General features: G+C 53.9%; 26 protein-coding genes. 10 read left to right on the forward strand and 16 right to left on the reverse strand.

Translation table 11 applies throughout. From position 1 onward, the window contains the following. Window positions 1-8: 8 nt before the first annotated feature. Together Q3V30_RS11395 and Q3V30_RS11400 are read right to left on the reverse strand one after the other, a co-directional pair. A complete protein-coding gene (locus Q3V30_RS11395) occupies window positions 9-1,301 on the reverse strand; it encodes a D-amino acid dehydrogenase (RefSeq protein WP_306205703.1) in 1,293 nt (430 codons plus the stop codon). Next, window positions 1,279-1,548: a hypothetical protein gene (locus tag Q3V30_RS11400; protein ID WP_306205705.1), complete on the reverse strand. Its 270-nt coding sequence runs from the start codon at window positions 1,546-1,548 to the stop codon at window positions 1,279-1,281. The genes Q3V30_RS11395 and Q3V30_RS11400 overlap by 23 nt, the downstream gene beginning before the upstream one ends. Before the next feature lie 280 nt (window positions 1,549-1,828). On the opposite strand from Q3V30_RS11400, the gene Q3V30_RS11405 reads away from it, so the two are divergent. Next, entirely contained in the window at window positions 1,829-3,364 is a 1,536-nt protein-coding gene (locus Q3V30_RS11405; protein ID WP_306205707.1) for a SpoVR family protein, read from the forward strand. Window positions 3,365-3,414: 50 nt separating this feature from the next. On the opposite strand, the gene fadR is transcribed toward Q3V30_RS11405, so the two are convergent. Continuing rightward, window positions 3,415-4,134 (reverse strand): fatty acid metabolism transcriptional regulator FadR, encoded by a 720-nt coding sequence (gene fadR / locus Q3V30_RS11410; RefSeq protein WP_306205709.1) that lies wholly within the window; start codon window positions 4,132-4,134, stop codon window positions 3,415-3,417. Window positions 4,135-4,443: 309 nt separating this feature from the next. Between fadR and dsbB the strand changes: the two genes are divergently transcribed. Both dsbB and Q3V30_RS11420 read left to right on the forward strand, forming a co-directional pair. After that, window positions 4,444-4,974 (forward strand): disulfide bond formation protein DsbB, encoded by a 531-nt coding sequence (gene dsbB / locus Q3V30_RS11415; protein ID WP_306205711.1) that lies wholly within the window; start codon window positions 4,444-4,446, stop codon window positions 4,972-4,974. An 86-nt stretch (window positions 4,975-5,060) separates the two neighbouring features. Then, window positions 5,061-5,282: a hypothetical protein gene (locus Q3V30_RS11420; RefSeq protein WP_306205713.1), complete on the forward strand. Its 222-nt coding sequence runs from the start codon at window positions 5,061-5,063 to the stop codon at window positions 5,280-5,282. A gap of 66 nt (window positions 5,283-5,348) precedes the next feature. Here Q3V30_RS11420 and ycgN read toward each other — a convergent pair whose 3' ends face one another. The 4 genes from ycgN to Q3V30_RS11440 all read right to left on the reverse strand — a co-directional run bounded on the left by ycgN (window position 5,349) and on the right by Q3V30_RS11440 (window position 8,022). Next, a complete protein-coding gene (gene ycgN, locus Q3V30_RS11425; RefSeq protein WP_306205715.1) occupies window positions 5,349-5,789 on the reverse strand; it encodes a cysteine cluster protein YcgN in 441 nt (146 codons plus the stop codon). A 64-nt stretch (window positions 5,790-5,853) separates the two neighbouring features. Then, window positions 5,854-6,513, reverse strand: a complete 660-nt coding sequence (locus Q3V30_RS11430) for a fumarylacetoacetate hydrolase family protein (RefSeq protein ID WP_306205717.1) — start codon at window positions 6,511-6,513, stop codon at window positions 5,854-5,856. A gap of 54 nt (window positions 6,514-6,567) precedes the next feature. After that, complete coding sequence (locus tag Q3V30_RS11435; RefSeq protein ID WP_306205719.1) at window positions 6,568-7,656, reverse strand: lytic murein transglycosylase; 1,089 nt, start codon at window positions 7,654-7,656, stop codon at window positions 6,568-6,570. A 99-nt stretch (window positions 7,657-7,755) separates the two neighbouring features. Further along, window positions 7,756-8,022 (reverse strand): YcgL domain-containing protein, encoded by a 267-nt coding sequence (locus Q3V30_RS11440; protein ID WP_306205722.1) that lies wholly within the window; start codon window positions 8,020-8,022, stop codon window positions 7,756-7,758. A gap of 158 nt (window positions 8,023-8,180) precedes the next feature. Here Q3V30_RS11440 and minC point away from each other — a divergent pair, with 158 nt between their 5' ends. The 3 genes from minC to minE are packed head-to-tail and all read left to right on the forward strand — an operon-like array spanning window position 8,181 to window position 10,001. Beyond that, window positions 8,181-8,873: a septum site-determining protein MinC gene (gene minC / locus Q3V30_RS11445; protein ID WP_306205724.1), complete on the forward strand. Its 693-nt coding sequence runs from the start codon at window positions 8,181-8,183 to the stop codon at window positions 8,871-8,873. 42 nt (window positions 8,874-8,915) lie between these two features. Beyond that, a complete protein-coding gene (minD, locus tag Q3V30_RS11450) occupies window positions 8,916-9,728 on the forward strand; it encodes a septum site-determining protein MinD (protein WP_306205726.1) in 813 nt (270 codons plus the stop codon). A gap of 3 nt (window positions 9,729-9,731) precedes the next feature. Next, window positions 9,732-10,001 carry a cell division topological specificity factor MinE gene (gene minE, locus Q3V30_RS11455; RefSeq protein WP_158784887.1) on the forward strand — a complete coding sequence of 90 codons (270 nt, stop codon included), beginning with the start codon at window positions 9,732-9,734 and terminating at the stop codon, window positions 9,999-10,001. Window positions 10,002-10,056: 55 nt separating this feature from the next. On the opposite strand, the gene rnd is transcribed toward minE, so the two are convergent. The 7 genes from rnd to Q3V30_RS11490 form a co-directional block, all read right to left on the reverse strand. Next, window positions 10,057-11,166: a ribonuclease D gene (gene rnd, locus Q3V30_RS11460; protein ID WP_306213195.1), complete on the reverse strand. Its 1,110-nt coding sequence runs from the start codon at window positions 11,164-11,166 to the stop codon at window positions 10,057-10,059. A gap of 105 nt (window positions 11,167-11,271) precedes the next feature. Beyond that, the gene (fadD, locus tag Q3V30_RS11465) at window positions 11,272-12,948 is read right to left on the reverse strand and encodes a long-chain-fatty-acid--CoA ligase FadD (protein WP_306205729.1); all 1,677 of its coding nucleotides are present in this window, start codon (window positions 12,946-12,948) and stop codon (window positions 11,272-11,274) included. A gap of 206 nt (window positions 12,949-13,154) precedes the next feature. Further along, window positions 13,155-13,751, reverse strand: a complete 597-nt coding sequence (locus tag Q3V30_RS11470) for a Slp family lipoprotein (RefSeq protein WP_306205731.1) — start codon at window positions 13,749-13,751, stop codon at window positions 13,155-13,157. Between the two features lie 56 nt (window positions 13,752-13,807). Then, a complete protein-coding gene (gene tsaB / locus Q3V30_RS11475; RefSeq protein WP_306205733.1) occupies window positions 13,808-14,509 on the reverse strand; it encodes a tRNA (adenosine(37)-N6)-threonylcarbamoyltransferase complex dimerization subunit type 1 TsaB in 702 nt (233 codons plus the stop codon). A 55-nt stretch (window positions 14,510-14,564) separates the two neighbouring features. Next, complete coding sequence (yoaA, locus tag Q3V30_RS11480) at window positions 14,565-16,475, reverse strand: DNA repair helicase YoaA (RefSeq protein ID WP_306205735.1); 1,911 nt, start codon at window positions 16,473-16,475, stop codon at window positions 14,565-14,567. Window positions 16,476-16,697: 222 nt separating this feature from the next. Beyond that, window positions 16,698-17,414 carry a YoaK family protein gene (locus tag Q3V30_RS11485; RefSeq protein ID WP_306213196.1) on the reverse strand — a complete coding sequence of 239 codons (717 nt, stop codon included), beginning with the start codon at window positions 17,412-17,414 and terminating at the stop codon, window positions 16,698-16,700. A gap of 390 nt (window positions 17,415-17,804) precedes the next feature. Then, window positions 17,805-17,936, reverse strand: coding sequence for a hypothetical protein (locus Q3V30_RS11490; RefSeq protein ID WP_306205737.1), 132 nt, complete (start codon window positions 17,934-17,936; stop codon window positions 17,805-17,807). Window positions 17,937-18,173: 237 nt separating this feature from the next. On the opposite strand from Q3V30_RS11490, the gene Q3V30_RS11495 reads away from it, so the two are divergent. Further along, on the forward strand, window positions 18,174-18,527 hold the full coding sequence (locus Q3V30_RS11495) for a RidA family protein (protein ID WP_306205739.1): 354 nt from the start codon (window positions 18,174-18,176) through the stop codon (window positions 18,525-18,527). A 20-nt stretch (window positions 18,528-18,547) separates the two neighbouring features. Here the strand turns inward: Q3V30_RS11495 and Q3V30_RS11500 are convergent, their stop codons facing one another. Both Q3V30_RS11500 and Q3V30_RS11505 read right to left on the reverse strand, forming a co-directional pair. Next, window positions 18,548-19,528, reverse strand: coding sequence for a hypothetical protein (locus tag Q3V30_RS11500; RefSeq protein WP_306205741.1), 981 nt, complete (start codon window positions 19,526-19,528; stop codon window positions 18,548-18,550). A 19-nt stretch (window positions 19,529-19,547) separates the two neighbouring features. Further along, a complete protein-coding gene (locus Q3V30_RS11505) occupies window positions 19,548-19,790 on the reverse strand; it encodes a YoaH family protein (RefSeq protein WP_306205743.1) in 243 nt (80 codons plus the stop codon). A gap of 111 nt (window positions 19,791-19,901) precedes the next feature. Here Q3V30_RS11505 and pabB point away from each other — a divergent pair, with 111 nt between their 5' ends. The 3 genes from pabB to sdaA all read left to right on the forward strand — a co-directional run bounded on the left by pabB (window position 19,902) and on the right by sdaA (window position 23,541). Further along, a complete protein-coding gene (gene pabB, locus Q3V30_RS11510; RefSeq protein WP_306205745.1) occupies window positions 19,902-21,266 on the forward strand; it encodes an aminodeoxychorismate synthase component 1 in 1,365 nt (454 codons plus the stop codon). Continuing rightward, a complete protein-coding gene (locus Q3V30_RS11515) occupies window positions 21,259-21,846 on the forward strand; it encodes a CoA pyrophosphatase (RefSeq protein WP_306205747.1) in 588 nt (195 codons plus the stop codon). The genes pabB and Q3V30_RS11515 overlap by 8 nt, the downstream gene beginning before the upstream one ends. Before the next feature lie 330 nt (window positions 21,847-22,176). Continuing rightward, window positions 22,177-23,541 carry an L-serine ammonia-lyase gene (gene sdaA / locus Q3V30_RS11520; protein WP_306205750.1) on the forward strand — a complete coding sequence of 455 codons (1,365 nt, stop codon included), beginning with the start codon at window positions 22,177-22,179 and terminating at the stop codon, window positions 23,539-23,541. Window positions 23,542-23,654: the final 113 nt, after the last annotated feature.

The raw sequence follows: 23,654 nt of genomic DNA on the forward strand, positions 1-23,654 counted from the left end.
GGACGAGATTAACGAGCCGCGTGTAGCGGGCCCAGACTCGGGTAAAATCCCGGCAAATAACGCATCACCGAGAGATCGTCTGCGGCAATGGCTGGCGTACGTCCCGAGATAATATCAGAAAGTAGCTGCCCGGAACCGCAGGCCATGGTCCAACCGAGCGTTCCGTGACCGGTATTCAGATAAAGATTTTTCAGCGGGGTGCGCCCGACAATTGGCGTACCGTCAGGCGTCATGGGGCGCAGCCCTGTCCAGAAGCTGGCCTGAGCGATCTCGCCGCCCTGCGGAAAGAGATCGCCCACCACCATCTCCAGCGTTTCCCGGCGCGCGGGCAGCAGTTTGGTGTTATAGCCTACAATTTCCGCCATGCCACCCACGCGGATGCGGTCATCAAAACGGGTAATCGCCACTTTATAGGTTTCATCCAGAACGGTAGAAACGGGCGAAGCCCCGGCATCTTTAATCGGGATGGTCAGTGAATACCCTTTCAGCGGATAGACAGGAATGCTGACAATATCCTTAAGCAGGCTGGTGGAGTAGGAGCCGAACGCCACCACGAAGGCATCAGCGGTGATCGTTTCTGCACCACATTTCACGCCTGCGATCTTGTTGCCCTCCTGCAGCAAGGCATCCACTGGCGTAGTGAAGCGGAAGGTGACGCCAGCGCCAGCCGCTTTCTCAGCAAGGCGCTGAGTAAAGAGCTGACAGTCGCCGGTTTCATCATTAGGCAACCGCAACCCACCGGTGAGCTTGTGTTGCGTGGCAGCCAGCGCAGGCTCAGCCTCCGCCAGCCGGGCCGCTTCCAGGAGTTCATAAGGCACACCCGCTTCTTTCAGAACGGCGATATCTTTGGTCGCGCTTTCAAACTGCTGGCTGGTGCGGAAGAGTTGCAGCGTACCGCCCTGGCGTCCTTCATAGGCAATGCCGGTCTCCTGACGCAGCAGTTTCAGGCAGTCGCGGCTGTATTCGGCAATCCTTACCATGCGGCTTTTATTTTCCTGATAGTGGCGCATGTCGCAGTTGCGCAGCATCTGCCACATCCACTCCAGCTGGAAGCGGCTGCCGTCGGGACGAATTGCCAGCGGTGCATGGCGCTGGAACATCCATTTTACTGCCTTAAGAGGAACGCCCGGGGCCGCCCAGGGCGCAGCATAACCTGGCGAAATCTGCCCGGCGTTTGCTGCGCTGGTTTCCAGCGCCACGCCAGGCTGGCGATCGATTACCGTCACCTCATGCCCGGCCTGCGCCAGATACCAGGCGCTTGCCACACCTACCACACCACTACCCAGAATCACAACTCGCATAACTGCCCCACCGCCGTTTTGAAAAGAGGAATAAACTGGTTGATTGCGACCGAGCCGGTTGAAAACACTGCACCATCATAGGCAACATCGCGCTGACATATTTCACATCTTTTTCACGCTTAAGGGTATTGAAAAAGGGATGTCGCGCAATATTCGAAATTAAATTCTGAAAACCTACGGTAAAAAGCAGCTTATATTTACATACCCGCCATTTCTTACCCTTCTCAGCAGAAAGTGATTTGCTCATAGCTTTCTCTTATATACAGAATATAATCCTGTTAAATAGCGTTCAGCTCACATTTCACGTGACGGAAAAATTATTTTTCCTTTGCGGCTCACTTTTTCTGTTGAAGATTTCCGTTGTATTCATCTGAGCGATCGGAGAGAGTGAACTATCATTGAGGTATTGGCTTTAATTCCAGGCCTGTTTCTTTGTCAGCAATGGCACCGACAGGTCGAGATAAAAACGGACGTTTTGTCGCTACGTGTTGTAACGTCGAAAACCGGTTTTTAAAAAGGGGTGCGCTATGACGACTATCTTTGACGATCCCATTAAGGACAGCAAACGACTCAGTGATGGACCTGACTGGACCTTCGATCTGCTTGATGATTATCTGAAAGAGATCGACCGCGTCGCCAAGCTCTACCGGCTTGAAACTTATCCTCATCAAATCGAAGTCATCACCTCTGAACAAATGATGGATGCCTATTCCAGCGTCGGGATGCCTATTAACTATGCCCACTGGTCCTTCGGTAAAAAATTTATCGAAACGGAGCAGCGTTATAAGCATGGTCAACAGGGTCTGGCGTATGAAATTGTGATCAACTCCAATCCCTGTATTGCTTATCTGATGGAGGAGAACACCATCACTATGCAGGCGCTGGTGATGGCGCACGCCTGTTACGGCCACAACTCCTTCTTCAGGAATAACTACCTGTTTCGCAGCTGGACCGACGCCAGCTCCATCGTCGATTACCTGATTTTTGCCCGTAATTACATTACCCGGTGCGAAGAGCGTTACGGTATGGAAGAGGTGGAAAAGCTGCTCGACTCCTGCCATGCACTGATGAATTACGGCGTCGATCGTTATAAACGTCCGCAAAAAATTTCGCTGCAGGAAGAGAAGGCCCGACAGCAGAGCCGCGAAGAGTATCTGCAAAGTCAGGTCAACATGCTGTGGCGCACCTTACCAAGGCGTGAAAAAGAGGCTACTCAGGCCCAGCAGGCGCATTACCCTTCTGAGCCGCAGGAAAACCTGCTCTATTTTATGGAGAAGAATGCGCCGCTGCTGGAGCCGTGGCAGCGTGAGATTTTGCGTATCGTCCGTAAGGTCAGCCAGTACTTTTACCCGCAGAAGCAGACGCAGGTGATGAATGAAGGCTGGGCTACCTTCTGGCATTACACCATTCTGAATCATCTGTATGACGAAGGGAAAGTCTCTGAGCGCTTTATGCTGGAGTTCCTGCACAGCCATACCAACGTGATTTATCAGCCGCCTTACAACAGCCAGTGGTATAACGGCATCAACCCTTATGCGCTGGGCTTTGCCATGTTCCAGGACATCAAGCGTATTTGTGAAGCGCCAACCGAGGAGGACCGCTACTGGTTCCCCGATATTGCGGGCAGCGACTGGCTGGAAACATTGCATTTCGCCATGCGGGAATTTAAGGATGAAAGCTTTATCAGCCAGTTCCTGTCACCCAAAGTGATGCGCGACTTCCGCCTGTTTACGGTGATGGATGATGATCGTAATAATTTCCTTGAGATTGCCGCCATTCACGATGAAGCGGGTTACAGAGCTATCCGTCAGCAGCTTTCAGCGCAGTATAACCTGAGTAATCTGGAACCCAACATTCAGGTTTATGATGTGGATCTGCGCGGCGATCGATCGCTGACGCTGCACTATGTGCCTCACAGCCGTGCGCCGCTGGATAAGAGCCGCCGGGAAGTGCTGAAGCATGTGCATCGCCTGTGGGGCTTTGAGGTCCATCTGGAGCAGCAGAATGAGGATGGCAGCACCGAACTGCTGGATCGTTGCCCACCCCGCACCTCCACGCTGTAAATTGTGATAAAAAAAGCCGGTTCACGCTGAACCGGCTTTTTTTTGCCTGCTTACCGACGCTGCGGCGGTAAATCCGTTGGCATACTGTTTTGCATGCCGTGCCAGATTTCCCCACTACGCCGCCCGTAATCCCGGACCGCATCAACAATCTTATCAAACTGCTGGTTCTGACAAATGGTCATCAGCTGCTGATAAAAGTCGCGTGCCAGCTGGCGTGCTTCAGGATTAGAGAAGTAGTGTCTTCCCACGCGGGTATAGAGCCCTTTCAGGCCGTTGAGGATCAGACCATAAATCGGATTCCCGGAGGCAAACGCCAGGCCGCGGAAAATGCTGTAGTCGAGGTCGGTGTACGCTTCCGCTTTATCTTCCACGTTCTTTGCCGTTTCCAGCACCTCTTTCGCCTTTTCCGGGTAAGTGCGGATGGCCCGACGAATAAAGATAGAGGAGATATTCGTGCGCACGGCAAGCAGGTTATCAATCAGCTGAGGAACGCTGTCATGATCTAACCGGGCTAGCGTTTCCAGAATGCTGAGACCAGAGGTTTCCCAGAAATTGTTCACGCGGGTTGGCTTACCGTGCTGAATGGTTAACCAGCCGTCGCGCGCAAGGCGCTGGAGGACTTCACGCAGGGTGGTACGGGTCACACCAATCAGTTCAGAAAGCTCGCGCTCCGCTGGCAGAATCGACCCCGGAGGGAAGCGACTGTTCCAGATGCTTTCAATAATATACTCTTCAGCGAAACCCGCAGGGCTCTGCGCCTTAATGACCATAGCGTTCTGTTTCCGTTGCGTTCAGGAGTGCAAATATGGAGCTCATCATACCAGATGCCCCGGCAATGACCTAGACCGCCAGCCTCTGAAAAAGGCACCCATCCCGCATAATTTTAAAAAAGGTCCAGCAATTCCGGATGCCTGTTTTTCGGCTCCTGTCGGGATCGCCCCTCAATCCACGATAAAATCAGTTTATTGCGCCACTGTTTAACATAAGTCATTTTCAGCCTTAAATTTTTCCTAGCGTGGCTGGCACGGAGGGGCTTTTAGTTTACACTGCCGGTTGTACGCCCATCACATGGAATGATTATGTTGCGATATCTGAATAGCAGTTCCCGCGGCCGCGGTGCCTGGCTGCTCCTGGCCTTTACGGCTTTTGCCCTGGAAATGGTCGCACTCTATTTTCAGCACGTCTTAATGCTAAAACCCTGCGTAATGTGTATTTATGAACGTTGTGCCCTGTTTGGCATTATGGGCGCGGGAGTGGTGGGAGCCATCGCGCCTAAAACGCCTCTGCGCTGGGTCGCTATCCTGATATGGATCTACAGTGCCTGGGAAGGCGTCCGCCTCTCCTGGGAACATACCATGATCCAACTGCATCCGAATCCTTTTGTCACCTGTGATTTTGCCGCCCGCTTCCCCGGCTGGCTTCCGCTGGATAAATGGCTGCCTTCCGTGTTTGTTGCTACCGGTGACTGCGCCGAAAAGCAGTGGTCATTATTAACGCTGAGTATGCCGCAATGGCTGATAGGAATTTTTGCCGCCTTTCTCATCGTGGCGCTACTGGTACTTGTTGCTCAGCCGTTTAAGCCAAAACGCCGCGATCTTTTCTCACGCTAGCGCAGGGTGACGCCTTAAGCCCGCACTGAGCGGGCTTTTTTATGCGCGCTTTTGGGGATTATTTGAAGGATTGGCAAGGCGCTACTATGCTGAAATTACTTAATAAAACAGAAGGGAAAGGCATGAAACAGTTTGTATTAGTGCTGGCGCTGGCCTGTAGTGCAGCCTTTGTTTCCGGATGCGCGCCACGAGACGATATTCATTCACCGCCACCCGCCCCGCCAGGTGGTCATCAGTTGCCTGGCGCCCCCGGCGGAAGCGATCCTGTGGGTCAGCCGCAGGCCAGACAGATGCAGACCGCCCCCTGATGTATCTGCAGGATAAGTGCAGTTGAAAATAAAAAAGCCGCCAGATCTGCAGGCGGCTTTTTTGTTTCAGCGATGAGGCCGGTTAATAATGTGATCTTCCCAGTCCCGCACTTCGCTCTCCCGCACGGCAATGTGCCGGACTGAGATACGTTCTGCGTGCATCGCCGCTTTCGAACCACTGCGCAGAGGATGCCAGACCGGCAGATTTTTACCTTCAGCCAGCACCCTATAGGCGCAGCTTGGCGGCAGCCAGGAGAAAGTGGGCAGATTCTCGCGCGTCAGCTTAATGCAGTCCTCTTCATATTCGAAGCGACGCTCATAGTTGCGGCACTGGCAGGTTTTGATATTGAGCTGGTTGCAGGCGACGTTAGTGAAGTAGATCTCATCCGTGTCGGCATCCTGCAACTTGTTGAGACAGCACTGGCCACATCCGTCACACAAGGATTCCCATTCCTCATCACTCATTTGTTCCAGCGTTTTCCGCTGCCAGAAAGGGGTCTCAGTCATGTTCGGTGTCCCGTTTAAGTAAAAGCCCGCACCTTATAAACAGTTCGGGCTCCAGATGCAAGTCTTACAGCACGCGGGTAGCGACACCCCGGTCACCCAGCGTGACTTCAAGCGTGTCGCCGGAAGCCATAGGGCCTACGCCTTCAGGCGTGCCGGTCAGGATAATATCGCCTGCGCGCAGGGTGAAAAATTTGCTCATATAAGCGATCAGCGGCACAATTTTATGGATCATCTCTTCGGTATTGCCCTGCTGGCGCACTTCGCCATTTACCACCAGCTTCAGTTCCACGTTCTGTGGATCGGCGGCAAACTCGCTGGCGGGAATGAAGCCAGAGATTGGACAGGAGTTGTCAAAGCCCTTAGCTTTTTCCCACGGCTGACCCGCTTTCTTGCAGGCCGCCTGCAGATCGCGCAGCGTAAGATCCAGCGCAATGCCGTAACCCGCAATGGCTTTGGTTACGTGCTCTTCTGAAGCATTTTTAAGGGTTGAGCCAATCAGCACCGCCAGCTCGACCTCGTGATGCACGGCGCCAAGATCTTTAGGAATCGACAGAGGCTGGCGGATATCGCACAGCGCCGTTTCAGGTTTGATAAACAGCACCGGCTCGGCAGGCGTTGCGCTGCCCATCTCTTTAATGTGTTTGGCATAGTTACTGCCCACGCAGACCACTTTGCTCACCGGATAATCCAACAACGCGCCCTGCCAGTTATGATGCTGATACATACTGTTCCCCTGCTTAGGTTGAGGTGTGATGGCCCTGTGGCGGCCACCCTTCCGTTATTGAGAAATCGCGTCCGCCATCATGCCGATGCTGATAGCGAAATAATAGGATCGATTCCAGCGCATAATGGTGCGGAAATTGTCATAAACCATGAACGCGCGGCCAGGAATATCATCTGGAGTTACGATCCAGGCGCGCTGTCGTGTGTCAGGAAGATTCTGGTCACTGCTGAGCCGGACACCCAGTTTTTCCCATTCCCCCACGGTTTTAGCCTGCCCCTCTTTCAGCCCGGCCATTTCCGGCACAAAGTCCACCGGCAGGATCGCTTCCCGGCCCCAACTTTCACCCCGTTTCCAGCCCTCTTTCGCCAGATAATTGGCGGTGGAAGCAAAAACGTCATCCACGCTGTTCCAGATGTCGATCTTACCGTCGCCATCGCCGTCTGCGCCGTAGCGCATAAAGGAGCTGGGCATAAACTGGTTTTGCCCCATTGCCCCAGCCCAGGAGCCTTTCATCTCCCCGGCGGCGATATGCTGCTGCTGAATGATTTGCAGCGCTGCAATAAGCTCTTTGGTGAAGAAGGCTTCGCGGCGCCCCTCAAAGGCGAGCGTGGCAAGCGCAGAGATCACATCTTCACGCCCCTGGATTTTACCAAAGCTACTCTCCATGGCCCAAAGCGCAACGATATATTGCGGCTGCACGCCGGAATGCTGAGCAATCGGCATCAGTTGCGCCTGATAACGCTGCAAGCTTTCGCGCCCCTGCTGGATCTTCTTCTCCGTCATAACGCGGGAAAGGTAGTCGCTCAGCGTCACTTTCTGTTCAAGTTGATTGCGATCGGAGTTAATGACGTGATCGACAAAATGAACGTTGGCAAAAGCGCTCTCGAGCGTACTCTCATCGATTCCCTGCTGGCGAGCCTGCGCTTTTAACTGCTCAACATAGCCGGGAAACTCAGCCGGATTACGACCTTCGGTTGCCAGCGTGGTTTTTGTCGGCGCCTGCAGGAAACCGCCTTTCGCCGGTGCAGGCGTTGCGCCCTGGGCGGGAACAGGCGCTGCAGGCGCGGGGGCGGCACTATTTTTACTGGCGCATCCGGCCAGAATCAGGGAAAAAATAACCGTACTGAGGGATGTAAGCTTCATGCGGGCATCCTTTTTTTGCCGGTGCCGCCACAATTAAAATCGGGAAGATTGCAGCCGTGACGGCGATATATTTTGCAGATGATTCCTAATTAAACTTCTTTACTCTTTTCCCAGGTGCATCTTAAGCAGACTTTCGATCGGCGGAGGGACCTGTAAATAAAACCCCTGCTCTTCAAGTGACGCCTTTACTTTAGCTAAATCAGCGTTCGCCAGCTTTTTGCTGCCGTCCAGCGGCAGCATCATAGCCAGCTGCGGTTTACCGAAGCCTTGCAGCAGTTCAGCCGGTACGCGCGAGAAATCGTCTTTTTTTTCGACATAAAGATAAGTCTGGTCACGCTTGCTGCTTCTGTAGATCACACAAAACATATTTTTTACTCGAATTAACCTGGATGGTGACTTGCCTGAATATAGCAGTAACTATACCATGCTTGCAGAACTTCGGAATATTGTCCCAACCTGATTAAATGTGCGTTTTACGACATAAATTTGCTGGGACACGAAATAACAGGACTGAGCCGCGACAGATGTCACAAACGCCAATCGAGTTAAAAGGCAGCAGTTTTACTCTGTCTGTTGTGCACCTTCATCACGCCGATCCAGAAGTGGTTCGTCAGGCATTGCAGGACAAAATCAATCAGGCTCCCGCCTTTCTGAAAAATGCCCCGGTTGTTTTGAACATGGCTTCACTCACCGGTGAAGTGAACTGGCGGCTCATGCAGCAGGCCATTATCTCCACCGGCCTGCATATTGTTGGCGTTAGTGGCTGCAAAGATGAGTCGCTGAAGCGCATCATCAGCCGCGCAGGTTTGCCGCTGCTGTCGGAAGGTAAAGAGCAGAAACAAACCGTTGAGGTTGTTGAACCTGCCCAGCCCGTTGAAACCCCCGCCATTAAAACAAGGGTCATCAATGCCCCGGTCCGCTCTGGTCAACAGATTTATGCCAAGAACTGTGATTTGATTGTGACCAGCAGCGTCAGCGCCGGCGCTGAACTTATCGCCGATGGCAACATCCATATTTATGGCATGATGCGCGGACGTGCGCTGGCAGGAGCCAGTGGCGATCGTGAGTGCCAGATCTTTTGTACCAGTTTGTCAGCTGAGTTGGTCTCTATTGCCGGTGAATACTGGATAATGGACCAAATCCCGGCTGAATTTTTTGGAAAAGCGTCACGCCTCTGCTTAAGCGATGGCGCCCTGACTATACAGACATTGAACTGAGCCAGGCTCACGAGCCCTTTCTTTGCTTAAGGAAATTATTATATGGCACGCATTATTGTAGTTACATCGGGTAAAGGAGGCGTGGGCAAGACCACGTCCAGCGCGGCCATCGCTACCGGTTTAGCCCAGAAGGGCAAAAAGACCGTGGTTATCGACTTTGATATCGGTTTGCGTAACCTCGATCTGATTATGGGTTGTGAACGTCGCGTAGTTTACGACTTTGTTAATGTGATTCAGGGCGATGCCACCCTGAACCAGGCGCTGATTAAAGATAAACGCACCGAAAAATTGTTCATTCTCCCTGCGTCACAGACTCGCGACAAAGATGCGCTGACGCGTGATGGCGTGGAGAAGGTCCTGAATGACCTGACCGCGATGGAGTTCGACTTCATCGTCTGCGATTCACCGGCGGGTATTGAAACCGGTGCGCTGATGGCGCTCTATTTTGCTGACGAAGCGATTATTACCACTAACCCTGAAGTCTCTTCGGTGCGTGACTCTGACCGCATCCTGGGCATCCTCTCTTCAAAATCGCGTCGTGCTGAAAACGGACAGGATCCGATTAAAGAGCATCTGCTGCTGACCCGCTACAATCCGGGCCGCGTTAACCGTGGTGATATGCTGAGCATGGAAGACGTGCTGGAAATTCTGCGTATCCCGCTGGCAGGCGTTATTCCTGAAGATCAGTCCGTGCTGCGCGCGTCAAACCAGGGTGAGCCGGTGATCCTGGATGCCGAGTCCGATGCGGGCAAAGCCTACGCCGATACCGTTGACCGAATTCTCGGTGAAGAACGCCCCTTCCGCTTCATTGAAGAAGAGAAGAAGGGTTTCCTGAAACGCCTGTTTGGGGGATAAACCATGGCCTTACTCGATTTCTTTTTATCCCGTAAAAAGAGCACAGCCAATATAGCCAAGGAACGGCTGCAGATTATTGTTGCAGAGCGCAGGAGGGGCGACAGTGAGCCCCACTATCTGCCGCAGCTGAAAAGGGATATTCTGGAAGTTATCTGCAAATATGTGAAGATCGATCCGGAAATGCTGAGCGTTAAGCTGGATCAAAAGGATGATGATATTTCGATTCTGGAGCTGAACGTTACGCTTCCGGAGGCAGAAGAAGCCCCGAAATGATCCTCTTCTGCGCCTGATTTTCCCCTGCTTTCGTGCAGGGGAAAGGAGGTTCAGGTCAGTACGCCTTCAGGATTGTTGCGATCCCGTCGTGAAGCAGTGCGCCCCGCCATCCATCCACCAGCTCCGGTTTTGACTCCTGCGGTTTCAGACGCCAGTGCCAGCTCAACAGCTGGTTGATTTGACGACGTGAAGCCAGCAGCTCCTGACCTATGCCCTCTTTCTCTGCCACTTCAGCCATCAACGCTTTCAGCTCTTTAAAGACTTTCTTGTAATCAGGATTATCAATCAGGTTCGCCACCGGTGCCGGTAGCTCGCTCTCATCCAGCTCGTTCGCTCTGGCCACCATCGCTACCAGCGCTTTACCGTGAAAACGAATTTCCTGCCCCGCCAGGCCTAAATGATCGAGTTCGCCCAGCGACCCAGGCATATAGCGGGCGACTTTCCATAAATTCTCTTCGCGCACCACAAAGTTCACCGCCATATCTTTCTCCCGGGCCAGCTCAAGCCGCCAGGCAGCCAGCAGACGCAGCGCAGCCAGCTGACGCGGGCGAAGCTGCCAGGCGTTGGTGATATCGCGATATGCCTCTTCTGGCGCCACAACCCTCTGACGGCGCTGGCACAGCAGGCTGCACTCGTTCAGAGCAGCATCCAGACTGCCCGCTTCCCGTGCTTCGTTCATCAGCTTCTGCGCAATCGGCAGCAGATAGTAAACGTCCGCAGCCGCATATTCACACTGCCTGGCCGTCAGCGGGCGGGCAAGCCAGTCGGTACGGGATTCACTCTTGTCCAGCGCAATGCCGGTATAGGATTCAACCAGCGTTGCAAAGCCGCAGGAGAGTGGCCGGCCGGTAAAGGCTGCCAGAATCTGCGTATCGATCATTGGGGTCGGTAAAACGCCATACTCATGCAGAAATACTTCAAGATCTTCACTGCCGGCGTGCAGGAACTTAATAACGTTCTCATCAAGCAGCAGGTCACGAAACGGGCCCCACTCGGTGACTGGCAGAGGATCAATCAGCGCAATCTGTTCGCCATCGTACAGCTGGATCAGCCCCAGACCAGGATAGTAGGTGCGGGTTCTGACAAATTCGGTATCCAGCGCCAGCGCCGGAACCTGACGAGCACGCTGGCAGAGTTCAGCCAGCGCCTCGTTAGTGGTTATCATGGTGTAATTCAAAATGATCCTCTCGCTGTGGCGTTTCTCGCCTCAGTGTCTTCACAATAAAAACGCCGGCAGGACCGGCGTTTTTGCATTCTCAGAAAGCGGTACTTAACTGCCCGCTTTTATCGCTTCATCACGCAGTTCACGGCGCAGGATTTTGCCTACGTTGGTTTTTGGCAACTCATCGCGAAACTCAACCAGCTTGGGAATTTTATAGCCGGTGAGATGTTTCTTACAGTGGGCAATCAGCTCTTCTTTGGTTAACGAAGGATCTTTTCTGACCACGCAAATCTTTACCGTCTCACCTGCGGCGTCATTGGGAACCCCAATCGCCGCCGCTTCACGAACTTTCGGATGGAGCATCAGCACATCTTCAATCTCGTTCGGATAAACGTTAAAACCAGAGACCAGTATCATATCTTTTTTGCGATCGACAATGCGGATAAAGCCTTCATGGTCAACGGTAACAATATCACCGCTGTGAAGCCATCCATTTTTTAGCACTTCCAGCGTGGCATCAGGCCTTTGCCAGTAACCCAGCATCACCTGCGGGCCTTTAATACAGAGTTCGCCAGGCTCTCCTTCGCCCACCATATTGCCCTCTTCGTCCACAACCCTGATATCCGTTGAGGGGACAGGCAGCCCGATGCTGCCGCTGTGATAGCGAATATCATAGGGATTAACCGAGACCAGCGGAGAACATTCGGTCAGCCCATAGCCTTCCAGAAGATAGTGCCCGGTGAGTTTTTCCCACCGTTCCGCCACCGCTTTCTGCACCGCCATCCCGCCGCCGGCTGACAGGGTGAGGCTGGAAAAGTCGAGCTTGTGGAAATCCTCATTGTTCAGCAGCGCGTTAAACAGCGTATTGACGCCCGTAATAGCGGTAAACCGCACTTTTGCGAGCTCTTTGACCAACCCCGGAATATCCCGCGGGTTCGTAATCAGCAGATTCGCCCCACCCAGTTCAATAAACAGCAGGCAATTCACCGTCAGGGCGAAAATATGATAGAGCGGGAGCGCCGTCACTACCGTCTCCCTGCCATCCTTGAGAAGTGAGCCATAGGTCGCTTTGGTCTGCTCAAGGTTGGCCTGCATATTACGGTGCGTCAGCATCGCCCCCTTCGCCACGCCGGTAGTGCCACCGGTATACTGAAGGAACGCCAGATCGTCATTAACCATCTCCGGCCGCAGATAGTGCATCTGTGAGCCCTGCTGCAGCGCGCTGCGGAATGAGAGCGCATCGGGAAGATGGTATTTGGGCACCAGCCGTTTGATATATTTCACCACAAAGTTCACCAGCGTCGCTTTAGCTGGTGCCAGCTGATCGCCTAACCGGGTGAGAATGACATGTTTTACCTGCGTACTGGCAACCACTTTCTCAAGGGTATGGGCGAAGTTTGAGACAATAACAATCGCGCTTGCGCCACTGTCGTTGAGCTGGTGCTCCAGCTCACGCGGGGTGTAGAGCGGGTTAACATTGACCACCACCATTCCCGCCCGCAGGATGCCAAACAGAGCAACAGGATATTGCAACAGATTTGGCATCATCAGGGCGACGCGGTCGCCCTTTTTCAGGCCAAGGCCCTGCTGCAGATAAGCCGCAAAAGCACGGCTGCGCTCCTCCAGCTTCCGGTAGCTCATCCCCTGCCCCATATTGATAAAGGCGGGCTGGTCCGCGTAACGCTTTACCGCTTGTTCAAAGAGGTCAATCAGCGAGGTATAACGATCGGCGCTGATCTCGGCCGGAACATCTGCCGGATAACGGTTTAACCAAACCTTATTCAAGGAAACACCTCGGAAAGTCGTATTTGTGGTCATCGAAACCTCAGTCGGTGCGCTTTTAACATTATTTTAACTCAGCGTACCAGTTTGCTCTTTTCTCAGTTTTGAGGTTGCGAAGCCCATCACTAAATTTATCTCGTCCTGAGAGCGACAATAAAAAACGACCCGTGGCGAGAAGCCATCGGGTCGTGAATGAATCTACGTGAGAGCTATTCGGTCAGGATAGTCTGGACCTGGGAAGGCCCGTTATTGTAATAGCCAAACGGAGGCGGGCCCCAGTAGCCGCCACGATGGTGTCCACGCGGCGGGCCATACCAGATCCAGGGATCGATCGGCTGAGGCGGCGAAACGATCTGCTGCGTCAGATGCCAGCGCTGATAGCCCGTGACATCCACCGTGACAAAGCTGTAAGCAGCCTGACCAATCATCCCTTTTTCGGTGCCCCTGATCGGACCCACTACGGTCACGATCTGATTATTGAAGTCAATCGGGTCAACAAAGCCTTTGATATCCGCATAGATACGGCCAATGGAGGGCGTACCTAACAGCGGTCTTGCGGTGTCATCAAGACGCTGAGCCGCAATCTCCAGCCGGGTCATGCCATTTTTGTTCTCAACCTTAACCACCTTACCGCCAAAGCGCGCCTCCTGGCCGACATAAAGCTGCGGCGCATTCAGCACCCGCACCAGATCCTGCTGAGGGGTTGGCGATGAGCCTTTCACCGAATCTGGCACGCTCACGCAGCCAGAGAGCAGCACAGAGGCCAGTAACAGACTACCTAACTGCAAAAAAACGGATTTACGCATAAAGTTCTCCAGGGTACTGACTACTATGACTGCATCCTTGTGAAATAGTTGCCCGTTTACTCGCGGCCCGGCAGTTTTTTCCAGGTGACTTCATTGCGCAGATAGGTCGGCTCTGCATGCTCAACAGCAACGCTCTTTCCGGCTGACAGCGCCTGCGCTGCCAGAGGAAGCATATCTTCGGCGCAGGGCAGCGTGACCTCAGTGGCCAGCAACACCGGGCCTGCGGTTTCAGCAAGCGCAGGCCAGGCTTTCCAGCCGGTCCCCACCATTGCCCACTCTCCCGACAGCGTCGCAATCCGCGCCTGAGCCGCTTCCGGTTTCAGTACCGCTTCACTCTCCGCCCCGTGCCAGACGCCCTGTTCATCACGCTGATATTCTGCCCAGTAAACTTCACCCATGCGTGCATCAATGGCTGCCAGCACCCGCGTTGCTCCCTGCAGACGCCAGGCGCTCTGCGCCATGGTCTTCAGCGTGGAGACGCCGACCATCGGCAGCCCGGCACCCAGCGCCAGACCCTGAGCGATGCCAATGCCGATGCGTACGCCGGTAAAGCTGCCTGGCCCCTGGCCAAATGCTAAAGCGTCCAGCCCGCTGAGCGTACTGCCGGTCTGCTGAAGGAGATCCTGCACCATCGGCAAAATACGCTGGGTGTGCTCCCGGGCACAGAGTTCAAACCGGGCGGTGACCGCATCATCACTCAGCAGCGCCACGGAGCAGGCTTCCGTGGCCGTATCGATGGCTAAAATACGCGTGGACATACATACCTCTACGGGAGAAATTTTCGGCGCGCAGCATAGCACACTGCGCGGAAGATTACTGTTGTGGCGACGGTTTAAGGAACTCAACTGCCTGATGAATATCGCGCGTTCGCGGCGTGGGCGGCAGGCTGTTGAGAAATACTGCGCCGTAAGGACGCATCACCAGTCGGTTATCGCAAATCACCAGCACGCCCCGGTCATCAACATCACGGATCAGGCGACCCACGCCCTGCTTGAGCGTGATCACCGCATCAGGAAGCTGGACCTCATCAAAGGGATCGCCGCCGCGCAGTTTACAATCCTCCATGCGCGCCTTTAACAAGGGATCGTCTGGCGAAGTAAACGGCAGCTTGTCGATAATGACCAGCGAAAGCACATCGCCCCGCACGTCCACTCCCTCCCAGAAGCTGCTGGTGGCGACCAGCAAAGCGTTACCGGCTGCGACAAACTGCTTGAGCAGCTGCCCTTTGCTGGTTTCTCCCTGCACCAGCACAGGTAAGGTCAGCATGGCGCGGAACTGTTCCGCCAGCTCCCGCATCATCTGGTGCGAAGTGCAGAGAAAGAAACAGCGGCCATTGTTGGCTTCAATCAGCGGCAGCAGCATTTTGGCCAGCTGCTTTGCCCCGCCGGGCTGGTTAGGCGAAGGCAGATTGCGCGGCACGCAAAGCAGCGCCTGGCTGGCAAAGTCGAACGGGCTCTCCAGGATCATGGTTTTGGCGTCAGTAACGCCGAGCCGCCCGACGAAGTGGGTCATCTGTTCGTTAACGGCCAGCGTGGCAGAGGTGAAAATCCAGCTTGCTGGCCGCTCGTCCATCACTTCACGGAAGCGATCCGACACCGAAAGCGGCGTCAGGGCCAGCACAAAGTGCCGCGAGTTACACTCATACCAGTAGCTGAAGCCAGGCTGCGACACATCCTTCAGCCGTTTAAGGCGGCCACGGTAGAGGGCGGCGCGTTCAAAAGCGGCATCCAGCAGTGCCGAGCGGCCCAGCGACAGTTTTGCCACGTCGTAACAGAGTTCCAGCGCATCATCCAGCAGCAGCAGCGCACGCTGAATGGCGGGATTGTTGAGAACGTCACGCAGGTTGCCGCGAAAACCGGGATCGCCCAGCACCAGCCGGAAGTCCTGCGCGCTCTGCGCCAGCCGGTCGGCAGATTTCTGCAGCTGCTGGACATCACGCACTTCGGTACGGTAGGCAATGGTAATGTCCCTGGCCAGATCGATAAGCTGTTTGCTTGAGAGCTGCTGGCCGAAATAGTGGCTGGCGATATCGGGCATCTGATGTGCTTCATCGAAGATCATCACATCCGCCTCCGGGATCAGTTCAGCAAACCCGCTCTCTTTCACCACCATGTCGGCAAGAAACAGGTGGTGATTGACTACCACCACGTCGGCGTCCATCGCTTTACGCCGCGCTTTTACCACAAAACAATCTTTATACTGAGGGCAGTCACTGCCCAGACAGTTATCATTGGTGCTGGTGACCAGCGGCCAGATGGTGCTGTCTTCCGCCACGCCGCCGCAGGTGCTGATATCGCCATCAACGGTTTCGCTGGACCAGCCGCGCAGATGAACCAGATCGCTCATCGCCTGCACCGCCAGGTCTCCTCCCACCATTGACTGCTGTTCCAGCCGCTCAAGGCAGAGGTAGTTTGAACGCCCTTTCAGCAGCGCCACCTGACCTTTATAGTTCAGTGCTCTTGCTACGGTCGGCAAATCGCGGCTGTAGAGCTGATCCTGCAGCGCCTTTGAGCCGGTAGAGACGATCACTTTTTTACCTGAGCGCAGCGCGGGGGCAAGGTAAGCGTAGGTTTTACCGGTTCCCGTACCTGCTTCCACCACCAGCTCACGCTTTTGCTCTATCGCCTCGCTAACCGCCAGGGCCATCTGGCGCTGCGGTTCACGCGGTTTGAAACCGGGAATGGCCAGCGCAAGCGCGCCATCTGCTGCAAAATCGTCTGCCACACTTCCTCACTACCCTTGATGAAAACACTGTAATTATGTCAGTATTAACTGAAAGGTGCAAAATTATTAAAATCAATAAGTTATATCATTTTTCTGGTTAATTATTGCGCAATATGAGGTCGGGTGATGCACCCTTTCGCTACAATATTATCAAGGAGTTAAGTGATGTTTTCGCCCGACATTTCAACGTAAAAATCAGTTTACCGGCAGGCAGGGAGTCCCTTATAAATTTTCCTGCTTTCTTACTATGTTATGTAAGGCCAGTAAAATCACGCCGGTGCCAATAAATAACAGAAATCCATATCCAGTGAGATGAAACAGCCATATCCCTGCCACACCGCCAACCAGAAATGAGAGCAGTGTAAAAGAGTGAAGCTTCAGCCTTTCAAGGTAGAAGGGAGCCTCTTTTGGCGACTCTTTTCGCCTCAGCACATCGAAAAGCATCGCCAGCTCAATACCAATATCGGTTGATGTTCCCGATACATGCGTTGTTCTTACTCTTGCATTAGAGAGTCGGGTAACGACTGCATTCTGTAACCCCATTAAAAAACTCAGGCTCAGGATAAGTAACATACCCGGAGAGAAGGGGGTCAGCCAGGTTTCAACAATGCCCAGAACCACAAGTCCCACGCCTTCAATGACAATATTAAAGGCGTATACCGAGCGAATATTCCTTCTGCGCCCTGCATTAATAATGATGGTGGCGAATGCGGACCCAGCGATGAAGATAGCTACCAGAGAGAGAAAAAAAAGGCCCGGTGCGAAGTTAACTTTTGCCAGATGATCTGAGAGCGACGATACGTTACCCGTCATATTGGCGGAAAAAAATCCTACGATTTCAAATGCTGCGGTGTTCAGAGCTCCAGCAACGGCAGCAAGGGTACAGGCAAGCTGTCTGTCTGCGGAGTTGCTACGTGAATTCTCAGGGCTTATCAGCATGGAACCTACCATGTTCAACTCAGATGCTTATATGATCCGCCCATTTCTGATCGCTAACAAGATCGCAAGTTTCAAAAAGTTAAATTCTTTTCTTACCTCGTATGAGTAAAAACGCATTTTAGCGCTGCGGGGATCGGGTCAGAATGATTATGGATTTCATTTATTAAGTAATGATAAGTGAAGAAGTTCCCAAAATTGCTGTTAATCAATCTTCTCTTGCTGGCTATCAGGCATCTTCGGTGGCGTAACGAAAGATGCCTTGCATCCCCACCGGAAAGATCGGATTTCCCTTTCCGGTGGGCGATTTTTGCTTCTCTAATCAGGCACGCTTTCTGGTAAACGTCTGAGGACAGGCAGTAAAAAGCCGCCCGCAGGCGGCTAATTTTTCTCTTATTCCCGGAAAGGGTCGCGGATTTTCTCCCCCTCCACCTCTTCATCGGGTACAACATCTTCCTGTTCAGGAAATTCTGTTACTACTTCATGCTGCGGAAGCGGATCGTCATAATCAGGATGTTCAGACATAATTACCTCTTAAAACAGATAGCGTATTAATAACTATAGAAGATTCTGATGATTTTGCTTTGACAGCCTGGCGGCCAGGTAAGCTTGAATAGATCTGGCTTTAACACTGTTACACTCACTTTTTGCCGGTCATTTAACACGGCGCGCGACGCTGATTGATGATATTTTTAGCCTGAGTGACCCAAATCTGTTCCACACTGATTTAAAAGTGGAGAAAATCTTGATTAAGGTATTGAAATGAAAAATGAAATAACCAGAGTTGAACCCGTTGAACACCGTATGTCCGAAGCGGTGATTCATAACGACACCATCTATTACACCAGCGTGCCGGAAAACCTGGATGAAGATGCAGAAGCGCAAACGGCGAACGCGCTGGCGGTGATTGACCGGCTCCTGACCAGCGTGGGTTCAGATAAAAGCAAAATTCTGGATGCCACCATTTTTCTGGTGAACAAAGAAGATTTCCAGGCGATGAACCGCGCATGGGATGCCTGGGTTTCACCAGGCAATGCGCCGGTGCGCTGTACCGTTCAGGCCGGATTAATGAACCCGAAATATCTGGTGGAAATCAAAGTGATCGCCGCCCGATAAGCGGCTGGCGGGTGTGCGTTTTACTGCGCAAAAAGCACCTGCCGCCCGGCAACTGAAGGAAAGACGCAGCGAACGTTGTGTTTACAACCCGCCACAATCGATAAACGATGCGGCGTGGCGGGTTGCAGAACCTGCCGATCATAGCGGGCATAATTGATGCCGCGATCCAGGCGGGAGCTGCCCTGCAGCATAGCCGCGCAGGACTTATCCAGAATTCGCCAGTAGCTTCCCGCTCCCTTTCCCCGGTCATCAGCGCCTTCAAGATAGGCTATGTTTGCCTTGCGATAGCTTTCACGCGCTGCAGCCCTGCTGGTAGCCAGCCAGACGGGCAGGCGATCCGTGCCATATTTCCACTCGTTTGCGCTAGCGCAGCCCGATTCTGGCCGGTTATCAAAATAGAGCCAGCTTCCGGGATCGGCAACCACGTAGCGCACGGCAATATCCGCAGGAGGATGGGCAAAAGGGATATAGTGCTGAACAAACTGCCCACCGGCAGAAAAGCCCGCCACCGTAACAGAACGGATCCCTGGCCAGCGCTGTTTCAGATCCTTCATTAACGCATCCAGTGCGGCAAAAGCACTCAGGCGCTTTCGTTCATCCAGCTCACCCGCCAGCCAGCTGCTACACCGCCAGAGCGCGTCATCTGGCTGTAGCCTGGGTAAACCGGGTGAATGACAGTGCCTGGCTTGCTCTGCAGAAACCTGAAAAAGTGGGGCAACGATAACGGTGTGGTTAGCTGCAGGGTTGCCCTGCGCCGCTGCCAGAGTAGCTGACAGCGTAGCGCCCACATCGCGCGGGTGGCCGTGAAGCACAATGGCCGCAGAAGTGACGCTGTCACTTTTAGCATTAACCGTAAAGTAGTGAAATTCACCAGCCCGGTTGGGGAGTGTGAAGTGCTGCTCTATGGCTTCGGGGGGCAACGGTAAAGCAGCCCCTGCCTGCTGAGGGAGAAGGATCCAGCAGGCGATAAACATCAAAGCGGCCAGCAGGCCTGATTGCACACCAGGCCAGCGCTTAGTTTCAGTAATCGTCTTCCTCTTCTTCCTCATCATCCTGCCGCCGCTCAGACTCCTCTTGGTCATACTCTTCATCTTCGTCGTCAAAGCGTGCAGTAATCATGCCGCCGGTATGCGTTTCGCGAATTTCAGCCGCCACCAGCTGAATGGCCTCTCCACTGCTCATGCCTTCTGACATCAGCTGCTGAATACGCTCGACGGCCTGCTGCTGCTGTTCATGAGAAAGTGCCGGTAAACCAATATTCATATCTGCTCCTGTTATCCCGCACGGATTATTCCACGCGCAACAAACAGATGCCAGCGGGGGAAAAATATGCCAGGCTTGCTGCCTGTTATTTGTCTGACCTGCTGAACCATCATGTCACCTGTTTATTATCCTCTTGAGTATACGCCGGAAGCCCTTGGGAATCTGTTTGGTTTTATTGCCGATCGGCCCTGGTCGATGCTGCTGCATTCCGGCTTTGCCGAACACAGCGATAATCGCTTTGATATCATGGTGGCCGAACCCCATACCACGCTGATCACCCGGGGTCAGTTCACCCATATCCAACAGGGTGAAACGCTTGAAATCAGTGAAGAGGATCCTCTCAAGCTCCTGGATCAGGCGCTGGCAAAGAGTGGTTTCCGGGCGCCAGCACGGGATGACCTGCCCTTTCAGGGCGGTGCGCTGGGACTGTTTGGTTACGATTTAGGCCGCCGTTTTGAGCATTTACCGAACCTGGCTGAACAAGACCTGACCACGCCCGATATGGCCGTTGGCCTCTACAGCTGGGCGCTGGTTGCCGATCATCGGTTGAAAAAACTGACGCTGGTTGCGCACCAGGAGGGCGAAGCCAGGCTGGCATGGCTGAAAGCGCTGAAACCCGGCAGGCAGGCTGACGCTTTTCAGCTCACAAGCGGCTGGCAATCGAACATGACGCGCGAGGAATATGGTGAGAAATTTCGCCGCGTACAGCAGTGGTTGCAGAGCGGCGACTGTTATCAGATCAATCTCGCTCAACGCTTCCAGGCCAGCTACAGCGGTGATGAATGGCAGGCCTTCCAACAGTTGAATCAACAGAACCGCGCGCCGTTCAGCGCTTTTTTGCGCTTGCCGGAGAGCGCTCTGCTCAGCCTTTCGCCGGAACGTTTTCTGAAAATGCGCGGCAATCGGATTGAGACCCGTCCGATCAAAGGCACCCTCCCCCGGCTGAAGGATCCGCAGCAGGATCGCCAGCAGGCTGAGAAGCTGGCGAACTCCCCGAAAGATCGCGCAGAGAACGTCATGATTGTGGATCTGATGCGTAACGACATCGGCCGGGCAGCCGAACCGGGCAGCGTGGCGGTGCCGGAGCTGTTTGTGGTGGAGCCTTTTCCCGCGGTCCATCATCTGGTGAGTACCGTGACCGCCAGACTGAAGCCCTCACTCAGCGCCTGCGACCTGCTACGCGCCTGTTTCCCCGGCGGCTCCATCACCGGGGCGCCCAAAGTGCGGGCAATGGAAATTATTGATGCGCTGGAGCCGCACCGCCGTAATGCCTGGTGCGGCAGCATTGGCTATCTCAGCGCCTGCGGCAATATGGATACCAGCATTACCATCCGCACCCTGACTGCCGAACAGGGCATGCTCTACTGCTCAGCCGGTGGCGGCATTGTGGCGGACAGTAATGAGCAGTCGGAATATCAGGAAACCTTCGATAAAGTGAACCGCATTCTTCCCTGCCTGGATAAACACAATGCCTGACACCGCTCTGACGCTCGCCCGATTTATGAGTCGCTTTGTGCTGCAACGGCCTGAGGTGCCCGACGATGCTTTGCCCACCCGTCAGGCTGCAGTGCTGGTCCCTGTTGTCGACCGTCCCCGCCCCTCTCTTTTATTAACGCGCCGCGCCGCTACGCTGCGTAAACACGCGGGCCAGGTCGCCTTTCCGGGCGGGATGCGGGATCCTGAAGACAGCTCGCTAATCGTTACCGCGCTGCGTGAAGCGCAGGAAGAGGTCGCCATTCCCCCCGACTCTGTGCGGGTGGTAGGCGTTTTGCCTGCCGTCACCAGCAGCACAGGTTTCCAGGTAACGCCCGTGGTCGGCATCGTGCCTGCCACGCTGAGCTGGCATCCTAACGAGGGTGAAGTAGAATCAGTTTTCGAAATGCCGCTGCAGGAAGCGCTTCGCCTGGGGCGTTACTTTCCGCTGGATATCCAGCGTCAGAATATTTCCCACCGCGTCTGGCTCTCCTGGTTTGATGACTATTTTATCTGGGGCATGACCGCCGGCATTATCCGGCAGCTCAGCCTGCAGGTGACAGATCTCTCCGATCCTGATTAACTTATCGACAAAAGCTCTGCGTAATAAATTACTGACAGTTTTTTTCACCATTTTTTCAGCAAATATGCTTATCAAATCACTTCATAATTGCGCCTCTTCGTATATATTGCACCCCCATGGCAACATGAACTCTCTGACGTTGCGTTTTAAGCCGTTTGCCGTGACTGGATTTGGTTCAGTCAGCGGATAAACCGTCAGGGATCGGCCTCACAGCCATAACATTCTTGTCTTACAGTGATGAGATAATTTCATGCGATCCTCTCTGAGAGAGGGTTACTATGACAGCGGTAAAGTCAGGCAAGCCCAAGTGGCTCAGTAAAGGAACAGAGTGTGATTAGCGTTTTTGACATGTTCAAAATTGGCATTGGCCCTTCCAGCTCGCATACGGTAGGTCCCATGAAAGCCGGCAAACAGTTTGTCGACGATCTGCTGGATAACGGCAAGCTGGAGAGCGTAACGCGCATCGCCGTTGACGTGTATGGCTCGCTCTCGTTAACCGGTAAGGGCCACCACACTGATATCGCTATTATTATGGGCCTCTCCGGCGCCTCGCCGGAAAGCGTGGATATTGATGGCATCCCGGCATTTATTCGTGATGTTGAGGAGCGTCAGCGTCTGTTGCTGGCCAATGGCCAACAGGAAGTCGATTTCCCACGTGAAGGCGGCATGGTTTTCCGCAGCGATAACCTTTCGCTGCATGAAAACGGTATGCGGATCCACGCCTTTGCCGGTGAAACGCTGATTTACAGCAAAACTTACTACTCCGTCGGCGGAGGCTTTATCGTTGATGAGGAGCACTTCGGGCAGACGGCGCTGAATGAAGTGACCGTACCCTACCCGTTTAATTCTGCCAAAGAGATGCTGGCTCATTGCCATGAAACCGGGCTCTCCTTGTCCGGCCTGATCATGAAGAATGAGCTGGCGTTGCATAGCCGTGCGGAGATTGAACGCTATTTTGGCGACGTCTGGCAAAGCATGCGGGACTGTATCGACCGCGGGCTGAATACCGAAGGCGTATTGCCTGGCCCATTACGCGTTCCTCGCCGTGCTTCTGCGCTACGCCGTCTGTTGGTCTCTTCCGACAAGCTCTCCAGCGACCCGATGAACGTCATCGACTGGGTCAATATGTTTGCCCTGGCGGTTAATGAAGAGAATGCGGCCGGTGGACGCGTGGTCACCGCCCCCACTAACGGTGCCTGCGGCATCGTGCCCGCTGTGCTGGCCTACTACGACCACTTTATCGAATCGGTCAGCCCCGATATCTTTATTCGTTACTTCCTGGCTTGCGGCGCCGTAGGGATCCTCTACAAGATGAACGCCTCGATTTCGGGCGCGGAAGTGGGATGTCAGGGAGAAGTGGGCGTGGCCTGTTCAATGGCTGCTGCCGGTCTGGCTGAGCTTCTGGGTGCCAGTCCCGAGCAGGTTTGCGTGGCGGCTGAGATAGGCATGGAACATAATCTCGGGCTGACCTGCGATCCGGTGGCGGGTCAGGTACAGGTTCCCTGTATTGAACGTAACGCCATTGCCTCCGTAAAAGCGATCAACTCTGCCCGAATGGCGATGCGTCGTACCAGTGAAGCCCGTGTTTCATTAGATAAGGTAATTGAAACCATGTATGAAACGGGCAAGGATATGAATGCAAAATATCGTGAAACCTCACGCGGCGGTCTTGCCATCAAAGTGCAGTGTGACTGATTCTTTCGGGCCGACGCGCCGCTGAGCGCTTGCGCCGCCCTTGTGGCGGCGTTTTTACCGGTTCCGCTAAAAAAATTGGTTGGCTGGCTATCCCCATTCTCTGGAAACAGCTA

The sequence above is a fragment of the Erwinia pyri genome (genome assembly GCF_030758455.1).
GTDB lineage: Bacteria > Pseudomonadota > Gammaproteobacteria > Enterobacterales > Enterobacteriaceae > Erwinia > Erwinia pyri.